General features: G+C 56.5%; 15 protein-coding genes and 1 tRNA gene. 8 read left to right on the top strand and 8 right to left on the bottom strand.

The genetic code is table 11. From position 1 onward, the window contains the following. Window positions 1-7 precede the first annotated feature (7 nt). From ccoN to ABDB87_RS09250, 4 genes are all read right to left on the bottom strand, one after another. A complete protein-coding gene (gene ccoN / locus ABDB87_RS09265; RefSeq protein WP_345926244.1) occupies window positions 8-1,429 on the bottom strand; it encodes a cytochrome-c oxidase, cbb3-type subunit I in 1,422 nt (473 codons plus the stop codon). Between the two features lie 418 nt (window positions 1,430-1,847). Continuing rightward, window positions 1,848-2,048: a cbb3-type cytochrome oxidase assembly protein CcoS gene (gene ccoS, locus ABDB87_RS09260; RefSeq protein ID WP_345926242.1), complete on the bottom strand. Its 201-nt coding sequence runs from the start codon at window positions 2,046-2,048 to the stop codon at window positions 1,848-1,850. Further along, window positions 2,024-4,522 (bottom strand): heavy metal translocating P-type ATPase, encoded by a 2,499-nt coding sequence (locus ABDB87_RS09255; RefSeq protein WP_345926240.1) that lies wholly within the window; start codon window positions 4,520-4,522, stop codon window positions 2,024-2,026. Before ABDB87_RS09255 ends, ccoS begins: the two co-directional genes overlap by 25 nt. 80 nt (window positions 4,523-4,602) lie before the next feature. Further along, window positions 4,603-4,678: transfer RNA gene (locus ABDB87_RS09250), tRNA-Thr, on the bottom strand. Between the two features lie 142 nt (window positions 4,679-4,820). On the opposite strand from ABDB87_RS09250, the gene ABDB87_RS20555 reads away from it, so the two are divergent. The 7 genes from ABDB87_RS20555 (at window position 4,821) to aceB (ending at window position 13,860) form a co-directional block, all read left to right on the top strand. Beyond that, the gene (locus tag ABDB87_RS20555) at window positions 4,821-5,369 is read left to right on the top strand and encodes a GspH/FimT family pseudopilin (protein WP_353978329.1); all 549 of its coding nucleotides are present in this window, start codon (window positions 4,821-4,823) and stop codon (window positions 5,367-5,369) included. Then, window positions 5,285-5,806 (top strand): type IV pilus modification protein PilV, encoded by a 522-nt coding sequence (gene pilV / locus ABDB87_RS09240; RefSeq protein WP_345926236.1) that lies wholly within the window; start codon window positions 5,285-5,287, stop codon window positions 5,804-5,806. The genes ABDB87_RS20555 and pilV overlap by 85 nt, the downstream gene beginning before the upstream one ends. Window positions 5,807-5,817: 11 nt before the next feature. After that, window positions 5,818-6,816, top strand: coding sequence for a PilW family protein (locus ABDB87_RS09235; RefSeq protein WP_345926234.1), 999 nt, complete (start codon window positions 5,818-5,820; stop codon window positions 6,814-6,816). Window position 6,817: 1 nt separating this feature from the next. Next, the gene (locus ABDB87_RS09230; protein WP_345926232.1) at window positions 6,818-7,366 is read left to right on the top strand and encodes a pilus assembly PilX family protein; all 549 of its coding nucleotides are present in this window, start codon (window positions 6,818-6,820) and stop codon (window positions 7,364-7,366) included. A 3-nt stretch (window positions 7,367-7,369) separates the two neighbouring features. Further along, window positions 7,370-11,689 carry a pilus assembly protein gene (locus ABDB87_RS09225; protein ID WP_345926230.1) on the top strand — a complete coding sequence of 1,440 codons (4,320 nt, stop codon included), beginning with the start codon at window positions 7,370-7,372 and terminating at the stop codon, window positions 11,687-11,689. Beyond that, window positions 11,686-12,126, top strand: coding sequence for a type IV pilin protein (locus tag ABDB87_RS09220; protein ID WP_345926228.1), 441 nt, complete (start codon window positions 11,686-11,688; stop codon window positions 12,124-12,126). The genes ABDB87_RS09225 and ABDB87_RS09220 overlap by 4 nt, the downstream gene beginning before the upstream one ends. A gap of 132 nt (window positions 12,127-12,258) precedes the next feature. Then, window positions 12,259-13,860, top strand: coding sequence for a malate synthase A (aceB, locus tag ABDB87_RS09215; protein WP_345926226.1), 1,602 nt, complete (start codon window positions 12,259-12,261; stop codon window positions 13,858-13,860). Between the two features lie 84 nt (window positions 13,861-13,944). Here the strand turns inward: aceB and ABDB87_RS09210 are convergent, their stop codons facing one another. From ABDB87_RS09210 to ABDB87_RS09200, 3 genes are all read right to left on the bottom strand, one after another. Further along, window positions 13,945-16,188 carry a UvrD-helicase domain-containing protein gene (locus ABDB87_RS09210; RefSeq protein WP_345926224.1) on the bottom strand — a complete coding sequence of 748 codons (2,244 nt, stop codon included), beginning with the start codon at window positions 16,186-16,188 and terminating at the stop codon, window positions 13,945-13,947. 168 nt (window positions 16,189-16,356) lie between these two features. Then, window positions 16,357-17,871, bottom strand: coding sequence for a UxaA family hydrolase (locus ABDB87_RS09205; protein WP_345926222.1), 1,515 nt, complete (start codon window positions 17,869-17,871; stop codon window positions 16,357-16,359). Window positions 17,872-17,881: 10 nt separating this feature from the next. Then, window positions 17,882-19,393: a tagaturonate reductase gene (locus tag ABDB87_RS09200; protein WP_345926220.1), complete on the bottom strand. Its 1,512-nt coding sequence runs from the start codon at window positions 19,391-19,393 to the stop codon at window positions 17,882-17,884. On the opposite strand from ABDB87_RS09200, the gene ABDB87_RS09195 reads away from it, so the two are divergent. Then, the gene (locus ABDB87_RS09195; RefSeq protein ID WP_345926218.1) at window positions 19,392-19,517 is read left to right on the top strand and encodes a hypothetical protein; all 126 of its coding nucleotides are present in this window, start codon (window positions 19,392-19,394) and stop codon (window positions 19,515-19,517) included. The genes ABDB87_RS09200 and ABDB87_RS09195 overlap by 2 nt on opposite strands. A 180-nt stretch (window positions 19,518-19,697) precedes the next feature. Here the strand turns inward: ABDB87_RS09195 and ABDB87_RS09190 are convergent, their stop codons facing one another. Beyond that, window positions 19,698-20,642 carry a sugar kinase gene (locus ABDB87_RS09190; protein WP_345926216.1) on the bottom strand — a complete coding sequence of 315 codons (945 nt, stop codon included), beginning with the start codon at window positions 20,640-20,642 and terminating at the stop codon, window positions 19,698-19,700. Between the last annotated feature and the right edge of the window lie 58 nt (window positions 20,643-20,700).

Here is a 20,700-nt window from a genome sequence, read left to right as displayed (position 1 = left end):
TTCTCCATCAGTGTGCAGCTGCAGGAGCCACGATCGGCGCATCCACCGGGCGACCAACCGCAATGGTGCGCACGACGTTATAGAGCATCAGGAACATGCCGCCGAGATAAAGCGCACCACCGGCAAGGCGAATCACCCAGTAGGGATAGCTCGCCTTTACGCTCTCGACGAAAGCCCACTTGAGCGTTCCATCCACGTTCGTGTCCCGCCACATCAGACCTTGCATCACGCCAGCAATCCACAGCGACGCGATATACAGCACGATGCCGATGGTCGCGACCCAGAAGTGCCAAGTGATCAGCCTCTTGGAATACATTTCGGTCTGACCGTACAACCGGGGAAGCAGGTAATAGATCGAGCCGATGGTGATCATTCCGACCCATCCCAGAGCGCCGGAATGGACATGGCCGATCGTCCAGTCGGTGTAGTGCGACAGGGCATTAACGGTTTTGATTGACATCATCGGCCCCTCAAAGGTCGACATGCCGTAAAAAGACAGCGAAGTAATCAGGAACTTGAGGATCGGATCATCACGAAGCTTTTCCCAGGCTCCAGACAGCGTCATGATCCCGTTGATCATTCCGCCCCAGGATGGCGCCAAGAGGATCAGCGAAAACACCATACCCAACGACTGAGTCCAGTCAGGCAGCGCTGTATAGTGAAGATGGTGCGGTCCCGCCCACATGTAGGTAAAGATCAGGGCCCAGAAGTGCACAACGGAAAGGCGATAGGAATAAACCGGGCGCCCGGCCTGCTTCGGCACGAAGTAGTACATCATGCCGAGAAAGCCCGCCGTCAGGAAAAAACCGACCGCATTGTGGCCGTACCACCACTGGATCATCGCGTCCTGAACCCCGGCATAGGCCGAATAGGACTTCACCAGACTGACCGGGATCTCGGCCGAGTTCACGATGTGCAGCAGAGCCACCGCGAGAATGAACGCACCGTAGAACCAGTTCGCGACATAAATGTGCGGCGTCTTGCGCTTCACTATTGTCCCGAAGAAGACGACGGCGTAAGCGACCCAGACAACCGCGATCAGAATGTCGATCGGCCACTCAAGCTCCGCATATTCCTTGCCGGATGTAATACCCAGGGGCAACGTGATGGCGGCCAATACGATAATTAGCTGCCAACCCCAGAACGTAAACTCTGCGAGTTTGGGCAGAAACAGATTGGTATGTCCGGTTCGCTGCACGACAAAATACGATGTCGCAAACAACGCACATCCGCCAAAAGCGAATATGACCGCATTGGTGTGAAGAGGACGCAGGCGTCCGAAATGCAGGTATTCACTGACGTTGAGTTCGGGCCACACCAGTTGGGCTGCGATGATCACGCCAACCAGCATTCCGACTATGCCCCAGACAACGGACATGAACGCGAACTTCCTTACGACCGAATAGTCGTATGTCGCTTGGGTTTGCATAAGCCACCTCGTATTGGAGAATCTACCCAGCGCCTTATGCCGTGCGTTACGCCCTGTCGAAACCTTGGCACAACCTGAACACAGTTGTTTGTTCAAGCCGGAGCGTCAGCACGTTGCAGGAGGCTCACCTTGCCTCTCAACCCGTATTTGACAACCGTCAAACCGAGCTTTTGCGCTGGCGCAAATCCTAGCACAGGCAACGTGGTTTTTCGCCGAGGTGGCAAAAACGCGACACATAAAAAAAGGGTGCGACTAGCGCACCCCCAACCCCAACAGAGAGACTTACAAACAACCAGAAACAAACCATTGCGGACTGAATCTGGTTGTTATTGCCGGCGCCCCCGCCGGCATGTGAAGCATTATGAGCGGCTCAGGATTTCCCGCATTGATGGAAGTCAATCCATATGCACGCCAGCCCTCACTCGAGCTTGGTACTTTGAGTATCAACCGGACTCTCGGCTGGATGTGAAGGGGGCGCATCGTCGTCCATCAGCAGACGAAAACCCGGCCCCTCCATGTCATCAAACTGCCCACTCCTGACCGACCACCAGAACAGCCATGCGATGGCAAACACTAGCAGCACGGAGAGCGGGATCAGGATGTAGAGACTGGCTTCCATGTTTTCCTGACGCCTCCACGGGCAATCCTCATCGCATTCAAGACAACGAGCAGCGAGCTCAACCCCATCCCCAGCCCAGCCATCCAGGCACTTACCAAGCCAGTCGCTGCAGCGGGAATCGCAAGAATGTTGTACCCGAAGGCCCAGAAGAGATTCTCACGCACAATACGGCGCGTCAGTTTCGCGACCCGGACCCCCAGAACCAGTTTGGACAAGTCGTCTCCCAGCAGAATCACATCCGCCTGATGACGAGCCATATCAGTCCCTCCTGCCATGGCGATCGAAACCTGCGCCTGCGCCAACACCGGCGCATCGTTGATGCCATCACCAACCATGGCCACCACAGCACCGGAGATTTGCATCTCCTTGAGCGCCGAATACTTGCCCTCAGGAGACAAGCCCCCCTTGGCATCCGTCACGGACAGCAATCCAGCAACGCCGTCCACGGCCAACTGTGAATCACCGCTCAGAATACTTACCGAGGCCCCAGCCTCACGCAAATCACCAATCGCCGCACGCGCCGAAGGACGAACACCATCACTCAGACCGAATGCAGCGATCCAGCGCCCCGGCTCCCCCAGATAGACCCAAGTAGCCCGAGTCTCCCCTCGAAGCGTGGCAGGCAAGGTCAGTCCGACGACTCCCTCGACATATTCGGGACGACCGATTGCGCAAGCCTTCCCCTTCACCTCGCCAGAAATTCCGAAACCTGCTACGACCTCGACCTGCTCAGCAGGCTGAATACGAGGATCACCGACAGCTTCCAGCAAAGCCCGGCCGATCAAGTGCTCGGAATTGAGCTCCAGCGCCGCGGCCAGCACCAGGGCGCTTTCACGCGTCACGCCCTCAGCCAGACGAACCTCTTCTAACTGGAGATTTCCGAGCGTCAATGTTCCCGTCTTGTCGAACGCAAAATGTGTGACTTCAGCCAGCGCTTCAATAGCCGGTGTGCGGGTTACCAGCAAGCCAGCCCGTCCAAGAGTGTCCGCCGCGACAGTCAAGGCTATTGGCGTGGCTAGTGACAGCGCACACGGACAACTGACTACCAGAACTGCCACAAAGACCGACAGAGCACGATCGGGATCGAACTGCCACCAGACCAATCCCGTAATAGCAGCCAGCAACAGCAGCGCCGCCGTAAACCAGAGCGCTACCTTGTCCGCAGCGACAACAATCCTCGGCCGCTCACTACGTGCACGCTCCACGAGTCGCCGGATCGTGGCAAGCCGCGTCGCATCCCCCAGACGTTCGGCCGAATACTCGAGGACGCCAGATCCATTGACGCTCCCGCCCAATACTTCACTCCCCTCAGCCTTGGGAACAGGAAGACTTTCACCAGTCAGCCACGACTCATCAACCTCGCTTCCACCGCGTCTGACATGGCCATCGGCAACGATCACTTCACCAGGTCTGACGAGCAGGACATCCCCCTCTTTCAAAGCACTGACCGGAACCCCCTCTTCAATAATTCCACCTTCACCAATCCTTCGTGCAAAAGCCGGAATCAGGCGCGCAAGCGTCTCCGCTCCGCGAGTGGCACGTTGCCGGGCCAGCATCTCGAGATAACGGGCTGACAAAAGAAAGAAGACGAACATCGTGACAGAGTCAAAGTAGACCTCCCCCTTACCGCTTATCGTCGCTGTCACGCTTGCCAGAAATGCCGCACCGACACCGAGGGCCACAGGAACATCCATCCCGAGATACCGCGCGCGCAGATCCCGCCAGGCCCTACGAAAGAAAGGCGCAGCCGAATAAAGCACAACCGGAAAAGTCAGCACCATGCTTGCCCATCGCATGAGGGAAGCAGCCACCGGACTCATATCTCCCTCATGAGCTATATACGCAGGGTAGGCATACATCATCACTTGCATCATGCCGAAACCCGCCACAAACACCCGCCAAAGTGCAGTACGTCGCTCGTCGCGAGCCAGGGACTCAGAAGTAGCCGGATCGTAAGGGTGAGCGCTGTAACCTATGGATCTGACGGCCTTCAGAATTGCAGACAGGCGGATCTGCTCACCCCGCCATCGCACGCGCGCACGCCGGGTCGCGTAATTGACCTCAATACCGCAAACTCCATGCAACTGAGCAATATGACGTTCATTCAGCCATACACACGCAGCACAGCTAATCCCCTCAAGGATCAGATCCGCCTCCCGTTCATCTCCCTCAAGCGGCCGTACAAACCCCTTCTGGAACTCCTCGTGATCAAAGACATCAAGAGCAAGCAGGTCGGACGGCACAGCCATCTCGGGAGAGGGAAGCGACTTGCGGTGCCGGTAGTAGTCCTCAAGGCCATTCGCCACGATCGCCTCACACACCGCCTGGCAACCGGCGCAGCACATCCGTCTTGAGATTCCCTCCACACGAACCAATAGCGTCGCGTCTTCAGGGACAGGCAGGCCACAATGGAAACAATCGGAAGACAAGGCTTCGCAACTCAACGGATTCGACTCCACACCGGAAACATTCATCGAGGGTTAGAAGCCATCTTACGCGGGATGAGGCGACAAGAAAAAAGGCCGCCCATTGCGGGGCGGCCTTTTCCTGAAGCTGGTGCTGCTGACCGGAATCGAACTGGTGACCTACTGATTACGAATCAGTTGCTCTACCAACTGAGCTACAGCAGCGGGGAGGCAGGAATGTAGCACAGTGACGAAACCTTCGCAACCAGCTAGCAGCATACGACCACCCTTCTCCCTTCTATCAGACAGTCTCTCCCATCGATCAAAAAATGGTTGAAAATATTAAAAACAGCAAAAATACTTCACTATGAGAAAAATTTCCGGTTTTACCCTCGTCGAACTGATGGTTACTTTGGCTGTCGCAGCCATATTGGCAGGCATCGCTGCGCCTTCGATGTCCAGTCTGATCAGACAGAATCGCATCACATCAGTGACGAACGACTTGGTGTCAGCCGCGATGTACGCTCGTTCGGAAGCAATCTTGCGTGGCGCCCAAGTGGTGCTTTGCAGCACAACGGACACCAGCGCCTCCTCACCGACCTGTGCAGCGACTGACTCGTGGGCAGGCGGGTGGATCGTTTACATCGATACTGACGGCAACGGAAGCAAAGGAGTTTCGGAAACCGTGTTGCGGGTATGGCCAGGGCCGCAAGCGGGAATCACCCTGACCCCTTCTGCGGCGAACGCCCGAGCAATGGCCTTCAGCCGGACCGGTGGTGCACTTGGAATTGATGGCGCAGGTACGACAACCGCGGGAGCCACCTTCTCAATATGCGGGGGCTCATCGGTACAAGGAAGAATAACAAGCTTCAATGCAACAGGAAGAGCAACAACACAAAGGATTTCTGCATGCTAGCAACAACTAAGCCACGACTACAGCGGCAAATTGGATTCAGCTTGGTGGAGGTTCTCGTGGCAATCGTCGTCATGTCGCTTGGAGCTCTCGGTTTTGCAGCGCTACAAATAACAGGACTAAGCAGCAACAAATCTGCATTTGATCGATCTCAGGCCTCCATCTTGGCATATGACATCGTTGACGCGATGCGCTCTAACAGAACTGCTGCACTTAAAGGGGGGTATGACCGGACACTTACAGCCGCGCCTCCCACAGGAACGACTATCGCCGAAACAGATGTATCGACTTGGCTCAGCAATTTGGAAAGCAGGCTGCCATCAGGGAGCGGAGCGATCAGCGTCACCTCAAGCACTGGCGAAGTGAGCATAACGGTATCGTGGGATGACAGCAAAGGTGCGCAGTCAGCTAGGAATCTCAAAATAAACAGCCGCCTGTAACCAATGCAATCATGAAAAAAAAGAAACAGTTTGGACTCACGCTGATTGAACTGATGGTGGCCATGACCATTGGGCTAATTCTGCTCTTGGCACTAAGCTCAATTTACCTCTCATCGCAAAGAACATTTCGAACGGCCGACAACCTATCCAGAGTACAGGAAAATGTTCGAATTGCTTTTGATGTAATGTCGAGAGACATCAGAGGTACTGCTTTTTTTGGCTGCGCAGGGCAAGACGGAAAAATAGCCACTGTTCTTCAAAACAGCACCGACGTTTTTTGGAATTTTCTAGTCCCCATCTATGGCTATGAAGCAAGCACCGGCACCAGTTGGAATATAGCACTACCAACCGAGATAACCAGCACGGCACTGGGAGGACGAGATGTGCTAATTACCCGCAGCATTGATGATGGCGGGGGGCCGGTAATAGCTCATGCGGCAGCCACTGATGCTTTGGAGATCCCAACCAACAGCAATATCAAAGCAGGAGATATCGTAGCCGTCTCCAACTGCGCCAATTCGACGTTACTTCAAGTAACCGCGGTGACAACATCCGGAGACCGGGATGTTCTTGCCCATGTTTCGGGTTCAGGAACACCTGGCAATACCACTGCCGATTTGGGCCAATTATTCTCCTCCGGAGAAGTGCGGCCGGTAAGCACAAAAATCTACTATATCTCCAACAACTCAAACAGCATCCCTTCGCTGTATGTTCGGAGAGGAAATGTCGCCACACCTCAAGAAGTTGTAGAGGGCATCGATGGCATGCAAATCCTATACGGAGTAGATACAAACTCCGACTATTTCGTCGACGCATATCAAACAGCATCCCAAGTTGAGACGAACAACGCATGGGGCAACGTTATCAGCGTAAGAGTCACACTTACAGCTGTGTCTAAAGATGATTCGGTCACATCTGTTGCACAGAGCAACGCAACAAACTCCGCAACAGACAAACGGCTCAGAAAAGAAATGACCACAACCATCGCACTGAGAAACAGGGCTGGCTAGAATGAAACCGGGACGCAAAGGGAATTTAATAAAAACCCAAAAAACATCAAAGCAGAAAGGCTCCGCTTTGATAGTCGGGCTCGTAATTCTTCTTCTCCTGACGCTCTTGGGAGTCACGGCATTTAAAGACGCAGCCATGCAAGAACGCATGGCCGGCAACTTAGGAGACGCGAATGCCGCCTTTCAGTCAGCCGAAGCAGCTATACGCGAGGCAGTGCGCACAGATGACTTGGCAAGTAAAAATTATAATGGATCAACAAAAGGGTACGGACAACAGATTTCATCCTTCACTAATAGTGACGGGGCCAATGTAAGTGAAGGTGAATTCTGGGCAGGTCAATTTGACTGGACCGGAAAATCTGTCACAGCACAGCAACCCGAGAAAACAGAATCCGCCCCCCAGTATTTTGTCGAAAATATTCCTGCAAACACTGGAATCTGGAAGGCTGGCGAAAGAGCAAAACGAGCCTATCGCATCACCGCTCGCGCAAACGGCTATTCAGATCGTTCAGAAGCTATCTTACAAAGCACTATTTTGCTCGAGGACTGAAGCATGATCCCCAGCTCAACAAAGAAAACACTGGCTCCACTCGGCTTTTTGATGGCCCTCCTTCTGTCTTCGCCAGTCATATCTGCTCCATCTCAAAAACCGCTTTTCCTTGGCACCAGTGCCCCGCCATTAATGATGCTGGTGATGCAGCGCGATCACAAATTGTATTACGAAGCTTATAACGACGCTTCCGACCTAACCGGAGATGGCGTTCCTGACATTGGCTACAAGCCATCAAAAATCGACTACCTTGGGTATTTCGACTCCAACATCTGTTACGAATACAGCGCAACCAATAAGCGATTCGAACCGAAATCTAGCGCCACCAGCAAACAATGCTCCAAACAATGGAGTGGCGACTTTCTGAATTATCTGACGACATCACGCATGGATGCACTGCGTCGAGTTCTTTACGGCGGAGCCCGTTACCTAGACACTAAAACAGAAACGGTACTTCAACGCGCGTTTATTCCGCAAGATGCTCACTCATGGGGAAAAGAATATACCAGCATCGCCGTCAACGGGTACGACATTACAAAATACACACCACTCGCCCTCCCCGCTTCGGGAAAGAGACACCTCTTCGCAAACACAACACTATTAAATACGGCGGACCCTCTTCTTAGGGTGCGAGTAGATTCAACAAACAGAATCTGGGAGTGGCTGTCAAAAGAGCGCCCCGTAGCTGGAAACGATTGCGCAAGCATCGCAAACAGCAATAGCGGGAGTGCGTGCACTGGCACGCTTACCGATTACGCTGTACGGGTTCAAGTTTGCGTTTCCGGCTTACTCGACTCTGTCTGCACAAAATACGCATCCGGATATTACAAACCAACTGGTCTGCTTCAAAAATACGGCGAAAATGAAAGCATGCATTTCGGTCTTCTGTCAGGTAGCTACCAGAAGAATCTTTCCGGGGGAGTCCTGAGAAAAAACGTAGGAAAGTTCACCGATGAAATAGACGCCGGAACAGGACAATTCCTTCTTCAGGCAGACAATGACCAGAGCATCATCAACACGCTTAACCGTCTCAAGGTTACGGGCTTCGGAGGAAGTTACGAGTACTCCTGCGGCTGGATCACAACACAGGCACTGACTAGCGGAAATTGTCAAATGTGGGGAAATCCACTTGCCGAAATGATGTTTGAGACGGTCAAATACTTTGCAGGCGGCTCAGTAACCTCTGTTTATAGCGTTTCCCAGAACTCTGGAGAGGAAAGCACATTAAAGCTTCCGGTAGCATCATGGAAAAACCCTTATGCGGCAGCGCCAGCGGGGGGAGGAGCAAAAACCTGCGCCAAGCCCTTCATACTTGCCATCAGCGACATCTACCCGTCTTATGACTCTGACGAACTTCCTGGCGTTGACAGCAATTTCAAAAGCAGCAGCTACAACGACTCATTCAGTACCTTCAATGCAAAGAAGGTGCTTGACCAGATTGGAAATGACGAAGGCATATCTGGCAGTTATTTTATTGGTCAATCTGGAAACTCTACCGACGGAGCACCTACCGCCAAGTCAATTTCAGGCCTCGGCTCAATAAGAGGACTGGCACCTGAAGAGCCTACAAAACAAGGATCCTACTACTCAGCGGCTGTGGCAAAGTGGGCCAGGATGACTGACGTAAACACGGTCACCGGCGACCAGAAAGTACAGACATTTGCAGTGGCTATGGCGTCGCCGCTGCCAACCGTGAGGATTCCCGTATCAAACGGAAATTTCATAACCGTAATTCCATTCGCCAAGTCCGTAGCTGGCTCGGGAATTAGCCAATCAAAAACAAGCTTCCAGCCAACAAACCAATTAGTAGACTTCTATATCGACGACATCAAAAATACGGACAGCAGCAATGCGGACAGTTCCGTGAACGGCGGTCGGCCATACTACAAGTTCCGGATCAATTTTGAGGACGTCGAGCAGGGCGCGGACCATGACATGGACGCGATTGCTACATATACGGTCAGCAAAAATGCTGATGGCACTGTGACTGTATCCGTCAGCTCAGACTACGCGTATGGTGGCATGCGACAGCATATGGGTTACGTCATCTCTGGAACGACAGCTGACGGCACATTCCTGGTTGTCAAAGACCAAGACGGTGGTGACGGAAATGGCACCATCGATTATTTTCTCAACTATCCAGCCGGAAAACTGAGTGCTCTAACGAGCTCCCGTACATTTACTGCAGGAACGACCGCAGCATCATTCATTCCTCACGATCCCCTTTGGTACGCGGCAAAATGGGGGGGATACAAAGACCTGAACAATTCGAATTCGCTTGACGCAACCAATGAGTGGGACTCGGACGGGGATGGCACTCCGGACAACTATTACCTTGTTACGAATCCAGCCAAGCTGTACGAGCAACTGGACAAGGCGTTCAATGACGTAATCAGCCGTTCTAGTTCGTCAACCCTTCTTGCTCTGAATACAACGAGGCTAAATTCGGAGACCAGAGTCTACCAAGCCAGCTTCAATGCAGAGAACTGGTCAGGAGAGTTGCGTGCTTTCAAAATAGCAGCAAATGGGACGCTGGGAGACCAAGTATGGGAAGCTTCGGGAAAAATTCCTGAATACGCCAATCGAAAAATTTACTCGTGGAAAATGGAAAAGGGTGCCACGGACACCGTCTATGCGGCAACAGGCATTTCCTTCTCTTATGACGGTTTATCAAACAATCAACTGACGCGACTGGGTCAGGCAGCACACTTGGGAACCACCGTAACAGCAGCGAACCAGAGAGGACTGATAGCTTACCTTTCGGGTGATCGAACCGGGGAACCAGCATATCGTGCCCGAACTAGTTTGATGGGAGATATAGTCAACTCCGACCCCACCTACGGCGGCGGTGTTGATTTCGGTTATGACAGACTTCCGTCATCCGCAGGAGGAGGCACCACTTATCTGACCTACTTGGCAAACAAGCGTGCCGGCACGCAAATGGTTTACGTCGGTGCAAACGACGGGATGTTGCACGCCCTGAATGCCGAAACTGGCGTAGAGAAGTTTGCCTTTGTTCCCGACGGTGTGATCGGAAACCTGAGAAATCTGGCTTCTACAGATTATGCGACGAGTCACCTTTACTACGTTGATGGTCCTTTGCATTACGCTGATGCGTATGTCAATTCAGCGTGGAAGTCTTATCTGATCGGCTCTACCGGAGCTGGTGGAAAATCCATCTTCGCATTGGACGTCACTAACCCTGATTCTTTTTCAGCGACTTCCATTAAATGGGAGTTTACGAACTCAGAACTTGGCTACACGCTCAACAGACCAGTCATAGCAAAGATGGCGAACGGTCGCTGGGCAGTTATTACTGGCAATGGCCCTGACTCTTCGAGCGGCACAGCGAAACTGTTTATTGTGTATCTAGATGCTGCACTAAACGACGCAAATGGCTGGGACTCTGGCCAGGACTACTGCACGATTTCGACGGATACAACCACAGCCAATGGACTGGGATCCGTAACGGTTGTGCTGTCAGCTTCTGGAACAGCTCAGTATATTTACGCAGGAGATCTGAAGGGCAGAATGTGGCGTTTTAACATGGCGGCAGCAACAGGAAACTGCCCGACTGGATGGACAGCCAACAAGATTTTCACGGCAACGAACGCAGCAAACACGGCTCAACCCATCATGTCAGCACCTCAAGTTGAGGTAGGAGCCCAAAACGGACTGATGGTTTTCTTCGGCACAGGAAAGCATTACGAAACGACAGACCCGACCGACAAGAGCATTCAAAGTCTCTACGGCATTCTGGACAAGCTTGCGGCATCGCCCACGGCTTTGACTCGAAGCAATCTGACCCAACAAACTTTCACTGTCCAAAAAACAGAAACTTATACGTCTGATGATGGCAAATCGACCTACACCAAGGAAATCAGGGAGGTTTCGCGGAACACAGTGGATTACTCATCCAAGTCAGGCTGGTATTTGGATCTTGTAAATATGACTTCGGGTTCGGCAGTAGCCGAAGGGGAGAGAGTTATCTCAACTCCTTCCGTTTCGGGTTCCAACGCAATTTTCACCACTTACGTTCCATCCGCAGATGAATGTGCCGCCGGCGGCTCAAGCTGGCTTATAGCGGTTGGGTATCTGACCGGCCAAGGCCAAGACACTCCGTTCTTTGACATGAATGCCAGTGGCACTTTCAATAGTGCAGACGGATCGCCTGACGGCGTGAGATTTGGTTTCGGCGGAGCCCCTGCAATTGCCAGCCAAAGCGGCGGTGGTAAGGTAATTCTTAAGCCCAGCGATGGCGATGTGGAGCCTATCGCGATTAAGAGCCGCCGTTTAATGTCCTCTTGGAGGCAGATTAAGTGAGAGCTTTTCGTTCCTCAGGTTTCACGCTCATCGAGTTGATGATTGTCGTTGCTATCGTCGCAATCCTCGCCGCAATAGCTGTTCCAAATTACAGGGAATATGTGTTGCGTGCCGGGCGTGGCGACGCCAAAACCGTTCTATTGGAAATTTCGCAAGCCATGGAGCGCAACTACACGGAAGCCAACCGCTACGACAAAAACGCAGCGGGAGCCACTATGACCGTTCCGTTCTCGCAGTCCCCAAAACAAGGGACTGCCAAGTATCTGATTTCCTTTGCAGCCGGCTCTCCAACCTCGTCAAGCTTCACGGTGCAGGCAGTGCCACAAGGGGCACAGGCAAATGACAGTTGCGGTACCCTGACACTCAACAATCTCGGACAACAGGGTGCTACAGGAGTAAGCGGGGCGACGGAAATTGCCAACTGCTGGCAACGCTGATCGCCCCTTGCATGGATAGAGCCGCCTTTGGGCGGCTCTTTTGGCTATACATCAGGCAAATCCTCCCTTGTGTGACCTTATGCCGAGCCCCTACACTGCAGCGCACCATTTTGCCTGCAACGGAGACTCCGCATGTCACAGACCGCGCCGACCGGCATCATCATCCAAGCGCCACTTCACCCTGGCTTCGAAAACGTCCTGACGCCCGAGGCTCTCGGTTTTGTCGCCCGCCTCCATCGGGCTTTTGAGCCTCGCCGAAAAACACTGCTGGCGGCTCGTGTACAGCGACAGGCCCGTATCGACGCCGGCGAGATGCCGGACTTTCTGCCGGAAACACGCGCGGTGCGCGAAGGAGACTGGCGCATTGGGCCGCTTCCCTCTGCCCTCGCCTGCCGGCGGACGGAGATCACGGGGCCGGTCGAGCGAAAGATGATCATCAATGCGCTGAACTCGGGGGCCGACTCCTACATGACGGACTTCGAGGACTCGAATTCGCCGAACTGGTTCAACCAGATCCAGGGGCAGATCAACCTGCGGGACGCGATCCGGGGCGAGATCAGCTACACGAACGAAGCCGGCAAGGAATACCGGCTCAAGGACAAGGTTGCCACGCTGCAGATCCGGCCTCGCGGTTGGCATCTGGATGAGAAGCACGTCCTCATCGACGGAGAGCGCGTATCCGGCGGCATTTTCGACTTCGCTCTGGTCTTCTTCCATAACGCGAAGGAGCAGATCGCGCGCGGCGCCGGGCCTTTCTTCTACCTGCCCAAGATGGAGAGTCATCTGGAGGCCCGCCTCTGGAATGACATCTTCTGCATGGCGCAGGATGAGCTCGGCATTCCGCGAGGCACCATCAAGGCCACCGTGCTGATCGAAACCATTCTCGCTGCGTTCGAGATGGACGAGATTCTGTATGAACTGCGCGAGCACAGCGCGGGCCTCAACGCCGGGCGTTGGGATTACATCTTTTCCTGCATCAAGAAGTTCAAGACCAACAGGAATTTCTGCCTGGCCAACCGCTCAGCCATCACGATGACGGTGCCATTCATGCGCGCCTATGCGCTGACGCTGGTCAAAACCTGCCACAGACGCGGCGCCCCCGCCATCGGCGGTATGGCGGCACTCATCCCGATCAAGAATGATCCGGAAGCGAACGAGAAGGCACTTGCCGGCGTGAGGGCCGACAAGGCGCGGGACGCTGCCGACGGTTTCGATGGCGGCTGGGTAGCGCATCCGGGGCTCGTTCCGATCGCGCATGAAGAGTTCGTGAAGGTGCTCGGAGACGCGCCGAATCAATGGAACAAACAACGCGATGACGTGAGTTTCACGGCTTCGGATCTCCTGAACTTCCAGCCGGAAGCTCCGATCACCGAGGCAGGCCTGCGCAACAACATCAACGTCGGCATTCACTATCTGGGCGCCTGGCTGGCTGGCAACGGTTGTGTGCCGATCCACAACCTGATGGAAGACGCAGCGACGGCCGAAATCAGCCGCTCGCAGGTCTGGCAGTGGGTTCGCTCACCCAAGGGGGTACTGGATGACGGTCGCAAGGTGGACGCCGCGCTGGTCCGTGGACTGATTCCGGAAGAACTCGCCAAGATCAAGGCCAGCGTCTCTGCCCAGGGGGAAGATGTGGCGAGCTACGAAAAGGCGGCTGGCATCTTCGCGGAAATGTCGCTCTCGGAAGCCTATCCGGAGTTCCTCACGCTGCCACTCTACGAAACGATGGACTGAGCTCCGAGGCTCTGGCTGCTCATTGAAAAGGGGCGGCCCCTGTCATGCGGGCAGCCCTTCTCATTCATGCCGAACCGCCTGCTTTCAGCCGATTGCTTCGAGCTTGGCAAGGCTCAGCAATAACCACTTCACGCCGGCAGAACCGAAGTTGATCTGGACCTTGGCGTCAGCACCGCTGCCTTCTGCAGCCAGAATGACACCGTCACCGAACTTCGCATGCCGGACAAGCTGGCCGATACGCAGTCCGCCAAGATCCCGACTGGGCTGCTGCGGCATGGCTTCACGCGGTTTGGGTGAAACAGGCGATTTGTTCCAGCCGCCGTAGCTGCTGCTGCCCCCTGAGCGTTGCCCGTAAGAGGCGGACGCGCCAAAGCCGGCCTGCACCCGTGGCGTGAGCCACTTCAGCAAGCCTTCGGGAATTTCCTCGAAGAAGCGGCTCTTGATCGCATAGCGCGTCTGACCGTGCAGCATGCGGCTTTGGGCAAGCGTCAGGTAGAGGCGTTTGCGTGCCCGCGTGACGGCGACATACATCAGCCGGCGCTCCTCTTCGAGACTGGCAATGTCGTTCATGCTCTGTTCATGCGGAAACAGCCCGTCCTCCACGCCGGTGATGAAGACTGCGTCAAACTCCAGGCCTTTTGCCGCATGGACCGTCATCAGCTGCACGGCGTCCTGCCCGGCCTCGGCCTGATGGTCACCGGCCTCCAGCGAAGCGTGCGCGAGAAAGCGCGACAGCGGGTCGCCATGCTGCGCCTCTTCGCCTTCGGCAACCGGAGCATCGGCTTCGTTCATGAAGTAGCGCGCGGCACTGACAAGTTCATCGAGGTTCTCCAGTCGCTCCTGCCCTTCCCGCTCGGCCCGGTAATGAGCGCGCAAGCCTGAAGTGTCCAGGATGTGGTCGACGATCTCGTACAGCGGCAACTCTTCCGTGGCATGCCGCATTTCCTCGATCAGGCGTACGAAGCCGCCAATGGCCGAGGCCGGTTTGCCCGAGAGGTGCGGAACGGTCGCATACAGACTGGTATTGAAAGTCCGGGCCGAATCCTGAAGCAGCTCAAGGGATCGCGCACCGATGCCGCGGGTCGGGAAATTGACCACCCGCAGAAAGGCCGTGTCGTCGTCCGGGTTGGCGAGCAGCCGCAGATAGGCCAGCGCATGCTTGATTTCCTGCCGCTCGAAAAAGCGCAGCCCCCCGTAGACCTTGTAGGGCACACCACTGGAAAACAGTTGCTGCTCCAGCACGCGCGACTGCGCATTGCTGCGATAGAGCAGCGCCACATCCGAACGCGATGCGCCATCGCGCACCAGTTGCTGGATCTCCTCGACGATCCAGCGCCCTTCATCGATGTCGGTTGGCGCTTCATAGACGCGGATCGGTTCGCCGCTGCCCTGATCGGTCCAGAGATTCTTGCCCAGGCGCTTGGAGTTGTTCGCAATGATCGCGTTGGCCGCGTCAAGGATGTTGCCGTGCGAGCGGTAGTTCTGCTCGAGCCGGATCACGCTCGCAACATGGAACTCGCGTTCGAAATCGCGCATGTTGCCGACCTCCGCACCGCGAAAGCCGTAAATGCTCTGGTCATCATCTCCCACCGCGAAGATCGCAGCCGGCTGCTCGGCACCATGCGCCGCCAGGATCTTCAGCCACAGGTACTGCAGACGGTTCGTATCCTGGAACTCATCGACCAGAATGTGCCGGAAGCGCAGCTGGTAGTGGCGACGGATCGGCTCGTTGCGTGAGAGCAGTTCGTAGGATCGCAGCAGCAACTCGGGGAAATCGACCACGCCTTCCTTCTGGCATTGCGCGTCGTACTCGTGATAGAGCTCGACGCGTTTGCGGGTGTATTCATCCCAGGCCTCGACCTGCTGTGGCCGGTAGCCGGCCTCCTTGTTGGCATTGATGAAATGCTGCAGCTCACGTGGCGGGAATTTTTCGTCATCCACATTGAGCGCCTTGAGCAAACGCTTGATCGCGGCCAGCTGGTCTGCCGTATCCAGAATCTGGAAGGTCTGCGGCAAGGCGGCTTCCCGGTAATGCGCGCGCAGCATGCGATTGCACAGGCCGTGGAAGGTTCCGATCCACATGCCACGCGTGTTGATCGGCAGCATCGCGCCAAGGCGCGTGAGCATTTCCTTGGCAGCCTTGTTGGTGAAGGTCACACCCAGAATGCTTGCCGGACTTGCCTGCCCCGTCTGCAGCAACCAGGCGATGCGGGTAGTCAGCACCCGCGTCTTGCCCGAGCCGGCACCCGCCAGGATCAGGGCCGCCTGGGGTGGCAGGGTCACGGCAGCGTGCTGCTCGGTATTGAGGTTTTCAAGAAGCTTGGACATGAGCGGGCTGACTTCGGACGAAGGGCGCATTTTATAGGAGAGCACGCGGCCCCGCCCTTGATCGAACGAGTCGAGCACGCAGCAGACAAAAAAAGGCCGGAGGCCCTCCAGGGCACTCCGGCGCTTCAAAACGGCCAGGGACTGGCCGGGGGGAGGATTCTTCAGGCCTTACATCACGGCGCCAATCTGCCAGGGCAGAAACTCGTCGTTGCCATAGCCCATCTTCTCGCTCTGGGCCTTCTCGCCCGAGGCGTAGCGGATGATGGCGTCGAAAATACGCTGGCTGATCTCTTGCATCGGCACGCCATCGAGCAGGTCGCCACAATTCACATCCATGTCTTCGCGCTGGCGATTCCACAGTGCATTGTTGGTGGCGAGCTTGATCGTCGGCACACCGGCACAACCGAAAGCAGAGCCACGCCCGGTGGTGAAGCAGATGATCTGCGCGCCGCCTGCTGCCTGACCGGTCGCGGAGACCGGGTCATATCCCGGGGTATCCATGTACACGAAACCCTTGGCATCGATCTGCTCGGCATATTCGTACACACCCTGCAGCGTGGTCGTACCACCCTTGGCCACGGCACCCAGCGACTTTTCAAGAATGGTCGTCAGGCCACCTGCCTTGTTGCCCACCGACGGGTTGTTGTCCATCTCACCGCCATTGCGACTGGTGTAGTCCTTCCACCAGGCGATCCGGCCAATCAGCTTTTCGGCAATCGCCGGCGTGGCGGCACGACAGGTCAGCAGGTGTTCCGCACCATAGATTTCGGGCGTTTCAGACAGGATCGCCGTTGCACCGTTGGCGACCAGCATGTCGACCGCGCCGCCCAGTGCGGGGTTGGCCGTGATGCCGGAGTAGCCGTCCGAGCCGCCGCAGTTCAGACCCACCGTGAGGTGGCTGATCGGGGCCGGTTCGCGCTTGTACTCATTGGCCTTGGGCAGCATCGCCTCGACCAGCGAAATCCCCTTGGCAATCGCTTTCGAGGTGCCGCCGAGCTCCTGGATGTTCACGCTCTCGAGCATGCCCGGCTCGTAAGCACCGATCTGCTCCACCAGCGGCTGGATCTGGTTCATCTCGCAGCCCAGGCCCACAAACAGGATGCCGGCGAAGTTCGGATGCTGCGCATACCCCAGCATCGTGCGCCTGAGTGCCAGCATGCCCTCGCCCGCGCTGTTCATGCCGCAACCGAGCGGATGCGGCATCGGCACCACGCCGTCGATGTTCGGAAAGTTCACCAGCACATTGCGCGAAAAATGATTCGCGATGGCGCGAACCACCGTTGCCGAGCAGTTCACCGAGGCAATCACGCCGATGTAGTTGCGCGTGCCGACCTTGCCGTTCGGGCGCTTGTAACCCATGAAGCTTGCAGGCGTTTCCAGCTTGGGCGGATCGAAGCGCGCCGTACCGATCGCGTAATTCCGCTCGAACTCGCCTACGGCAAGGTTCTGCACGTGGACGTGCTGACCTGCGGCGATATCGACCTTGGCAAAGCCAATGATCTGGTTGTAACGGCGGACGGCTTCACCCGCCTTGATGTCGTGCGCAGCGACCTTGTGTCCCGGCGGAACAAGGTCGCGCACCGTACAGGTTTCGCCCGGAATCGTGTTGCCCGGCATCAGCTGACGCGTGGCAATCACCACGTCGTCATTGGCATGCAGGCGAATCGCAATGGAAGCATCCATGATGTTCTCCTCAGACCAGTTCGGCCATTGCAGCCTTCACGCCGCGAGCCTTGATCGCAGTCAGCGCGGCGAGCACCTGTTCGCTCAGACCGGCAACCGAATTGAGATCCTCGCCCCACAGACGGGCGTCACCCAGCATGGAGCGAACGCGAGCGGACAGGTCCTCGCCTGCCTGCCAGCCGCGCCAGGCTTCGCCCAGAGCGGCCAGCACCTCGGCGTTGTCACGGATCGGATAGGCGCCGGCGTCGCGCTGACCGGTGAATTCACCCTTGGTGTCGAACTGGCCGTGGTAGAAGTTCAGCAGCGCAGCCAGCGAGAAGGCCAGACCTGCAGGCGCCTTGCCATGCTTGGCCACGAAATCCTTCACCGTCGGCAACACACGCACTTGCCACTTCGAAACCGAGTTCAACGCAATCGAAATCAGCTCATGGCGGATGCTCGGGTTGGCAAAGCGCTCCATGATCGTGTCAGCGTAGGCACGGCGTTCAGCGTCGGGCAGCGGCACGAAGGGCACGATCTCGTCGAACATCACCTTGTGCAGATACTTCGACACCACCGGGTCTTCGGTCATCTGCTGCACGGTGTCCAGCCCGGCGCAATAGGAAGCCAGCGACGAGGCAGTATGCGCGCCGTTGAGGATGCGGACCTTGCGGGTGCGGTAGGGTTGCAGATCGTCGGTCCAGACCACGTCCAGCCCGGCGCGATGCAGCGGAATCTCGTTTGCGAGATGAGCAGGACCTTCGATCACCCACAGCAGGAAGGGCTCGGCCGCAACCAGCAGCTTGTCGGTGTAGCCCAGTTCGTTGCAGAGGTTCTCGGCTTCAGCCGCCGGGTAGCCCGGAACGATACGGTCCACCAGCGTGTTGCAGAAATGGTTGTGGGCATTGACCCACTCCACGAAGGCGGCCGGCAGCCCCCAGGCTTGAGCGTGCTGCAGCACGGTTGCGCGCAGCTTCGTGCCATTGGCTTCGATCAGCTCGCAGGGCAGGAAGACCAGACCGCTGGCAGCCGTAGCACCCAGCTTCTGGAAACGGGCCCACAGCAGCGAGGCGACCTTGGCCGGGAAGTTGTCAGGACAACTTGCCGACTGTGCCTCGGCCACATAGGCAATGCCGGCTTCGGTGGTATTGGAGATCACGAAGCGCAGGGTCGGATCTTCAGCCAGCGCCACCATCTCATCCCACTGTGCGTAGGGATTCAGGCAGCGATCAACGCAGCTCACGATACGGCGCGAATCCACTGCCTTGCCACCCTGCACGCCCCGCAGCAGCACGGTGAAGAGGCCGTCCTGGGCATTGATGAGGTCGGCAATGCCGCGGGCCAGCGGCTGGGCGATGGTGACACGACCATTGAAGTGGCCTTCACCGTTGGCAATGTCGATGAGCCAGTCTGCAAAACCGCGCAGGAAGTTGCCGTCCCCGATCTGCAGAATGCGAACCGGAGCCTTGTCGGCAGCGGGTTCGAGCTTGAAATCGGCGCGCACCTTGGTGGTGGCGAGTGTCGTGCGATTGAGAACGGCCATGAACGAACTCCTGTTCGCCCGGAAGATGCAAAGCCCGCCTGAGGCGGCCTTTCCTTGCCCGGACCTGGTGGTTGGATGCCACGCGATCGGCCATGCTGCAGGGTCAATTCGCCTGACAAATTGAAGATTTTTACGAAATACTAGACGAAGTTGTCTTACAACTCAAGCAGGAAAAACCCGTAGTGCTGCCGGAAAGAATCGGGAATTTTCCGCCTGAAAAATGCTGAGGCCGGGCAGAAAGCCCGAAGATGCAGGCTGGAGGCGCCTGAAAACAACGGGGCCGACAAAGCGGCCCCGGGGATGATCAACCGAAGAAGAATACCGGCATCGCTGCCTGCGGAATGATCGCGCCAGGGTACTGGACCACGATCGAGGCAAGCTTGTTGCCATAACGCCCCGCCACCTCCGGCGGCTGTCCGGCCAGGCGGGCGGCCAGGTAGCCACCGGCGAAGGAATCCCCCGCCCCGGTGGTATCCACCACCTTGTCGACACGGAAGGTCGGCACCATGATCGGCTCCTGACCCCGAATGCGGATCAGCGTCGGATCCGCGCCACGCTTGACCACGACTTCATCACACGGCAGGGAATAGGCGTGCGCCAGGGCGGACTCCTCATCCAGACCGTAGAGCGCGGCGTTGTCTTCCAGCGTGATGAGCGTCAGATCGCTGCTGGCGAAGGCGCGGTCGTACCATTCCTTGGTACGCGGATCCCCGCGCCACACGCGCGGGCGGTAGTTGTTGTCAAAGAACACCTTGCCGCCGCGCTTGCGCAGACGGTCACCCAATTCGAACAGGGTCTCGCGGCCCGAATCGGGCAGCACGGCCAGCGAGATGCCGCTGTAATAGAGCACATCAAGGTTGTCGATGTTCTGTTCGAGCAGGCTGTTGTGCTCCTGGCCGACGAAGAAATCCTTCGCGGCAGACATGTCACGCCAGTAGTAGAACGTACGCTCCCCGCTGTCGTCGACCTGAATGGTGTAGAGCCCCGGCATCTTGCCTTCGACACGGCGCACCATGCGGGTGTCGATGCCTTCCTTGGTCCAGGCCTTGACCATCATGTCGCTGAAGGCATCCGTGCCCAGCTGGGTGGCATAGGAAACCTGGATGCCGCTGTCCGCGCCAAGGCGGGCCAGATAAACGGCTGTATTGAGCGTGTCACCACCGAAGGTCTGCTGCATGGTGCCAAACATCTCGCCGCGCAGCTCGATCATGCACTCGCCGAAAAGGGCGATCCGACATTTCTTTTCCATGTGTAGTTCCTGCAGGATTACCGGGTTCGACGGGGGGTCGCCGACCGCGTGAGATTCT

The sequence above is a fragment of the Uliginosibacterium paludis genome (assembly GCF_039631355.1).
GTDB classification, from domain to species: domain Bacteria; phylum Pseudomonadota; class Gammaproteobacteria; order Burkholderiales; family Rhodocyclaceae; genus Uliginosibacterium; species Uliginosibacterium paludis.
Note: the sequence above shows the minus strand (reverse complement) of the source record. Positions and strands in the feature narration are given on the sequence as shown.

Bases quoted from the DNA above. Each gene is read 5' to 3' on its own strand.
- ccoN (WP_345926244.1), bottom strand. From the start codon at position 1,429: ATGCAAACCCAAGCGACATACGACTATTCGGTCGTAAGGAAGTTCGCG.
- ccoS (WP_345926242.1), bottom strand. From the start codon at position 2,048: ATGGAAGCCAGTCTCTACATCCTGATCCCGCTCTCCGTGCTGCTAGTG.
- ABDB87_RS09255 (WP_345926240.1), bottom strand. From the start codon at position 4,522: ATGAATGTTTCCGGTGTGGAGTCGAATCCGTTGAGTTGCGAAGCCTTG.
- ABDB87_RS20555 (WP_353978329.1), top strand. From the start codon at position 4,821: ATGAGAAAAATTTCCGGTTTTACCCTCGTCGAACTGATGGTTACTTTG.
- pilV (WP_345926236.1), top strand. From the start codon at position 5,285: ATGCGGGGGCTCATCGGTACAAGGAAGAATAACAAGCTTCAATGCAAC.
- ABDB87_RS09235 (WP_345926234.1), top strand. From the start codon at position 5,818: ATGAAAAAAAAGAAACAGTTTGGACTCACGCTGATTGAACTGATGGTG.
- ABDB87_RS09230 (WP_345926232.1), top strand. From the start codon at position 6,818: ATGAAACCGGGACGCAAAGGGAATTTAATAAAAACCCAAAAAACATCA.
- ABDB87_RS09225 (WP_345926230.1), top strand. From the start codon at position 7,370: ATGATCCCCAGCTCAACAAAGAAAACACTGGCTCCACTCGGCTTTTTG.
- aceB (WP_345926226.1), top strand. From the start codon at position 12,259: ATGTCACAGACCGCGCCGACCGGCATCATCATCCAAGCGCCACTTCAC.
- ABDB87_RS09210 (WP_345926224.1), bottom strand. From the start codon at position 16,188: ATGTCCAAGCTTCTTGAAAACCTCAATACCGAGCAGCACGCTGCCGTG.
- ABDB87_RS09205 (WP_345926222.1), bottom strand. From the start codon at position 17,871: ATGGATGCTTCCATTGCGATTCGCCTGCATGCCAATGACGACGTGGTG.
- ABDB87_RS09195 (WP_345926218.1), top strand. From the start codon at position 19,392: ATGAACGAACTCCTGTTCGCCCGGAAGATGCAAAGCCCGCCTGAGGCG.
- ABDB87_RS09200 (WP_345926220.1), bottom strand. From the start codon at position 19,393: ATGGCCGTTCTCAATCGCACGACACTCGCCACCACCAAGGTGCGCGCC.
- ABDB87_RS09190 (WP_345926216.1), bottom strand. From the start codon at position 20,642: ATGGAAAAGAAATGTCGGATCGCCCTTTTCGGCGAGTGCATGATCGAG.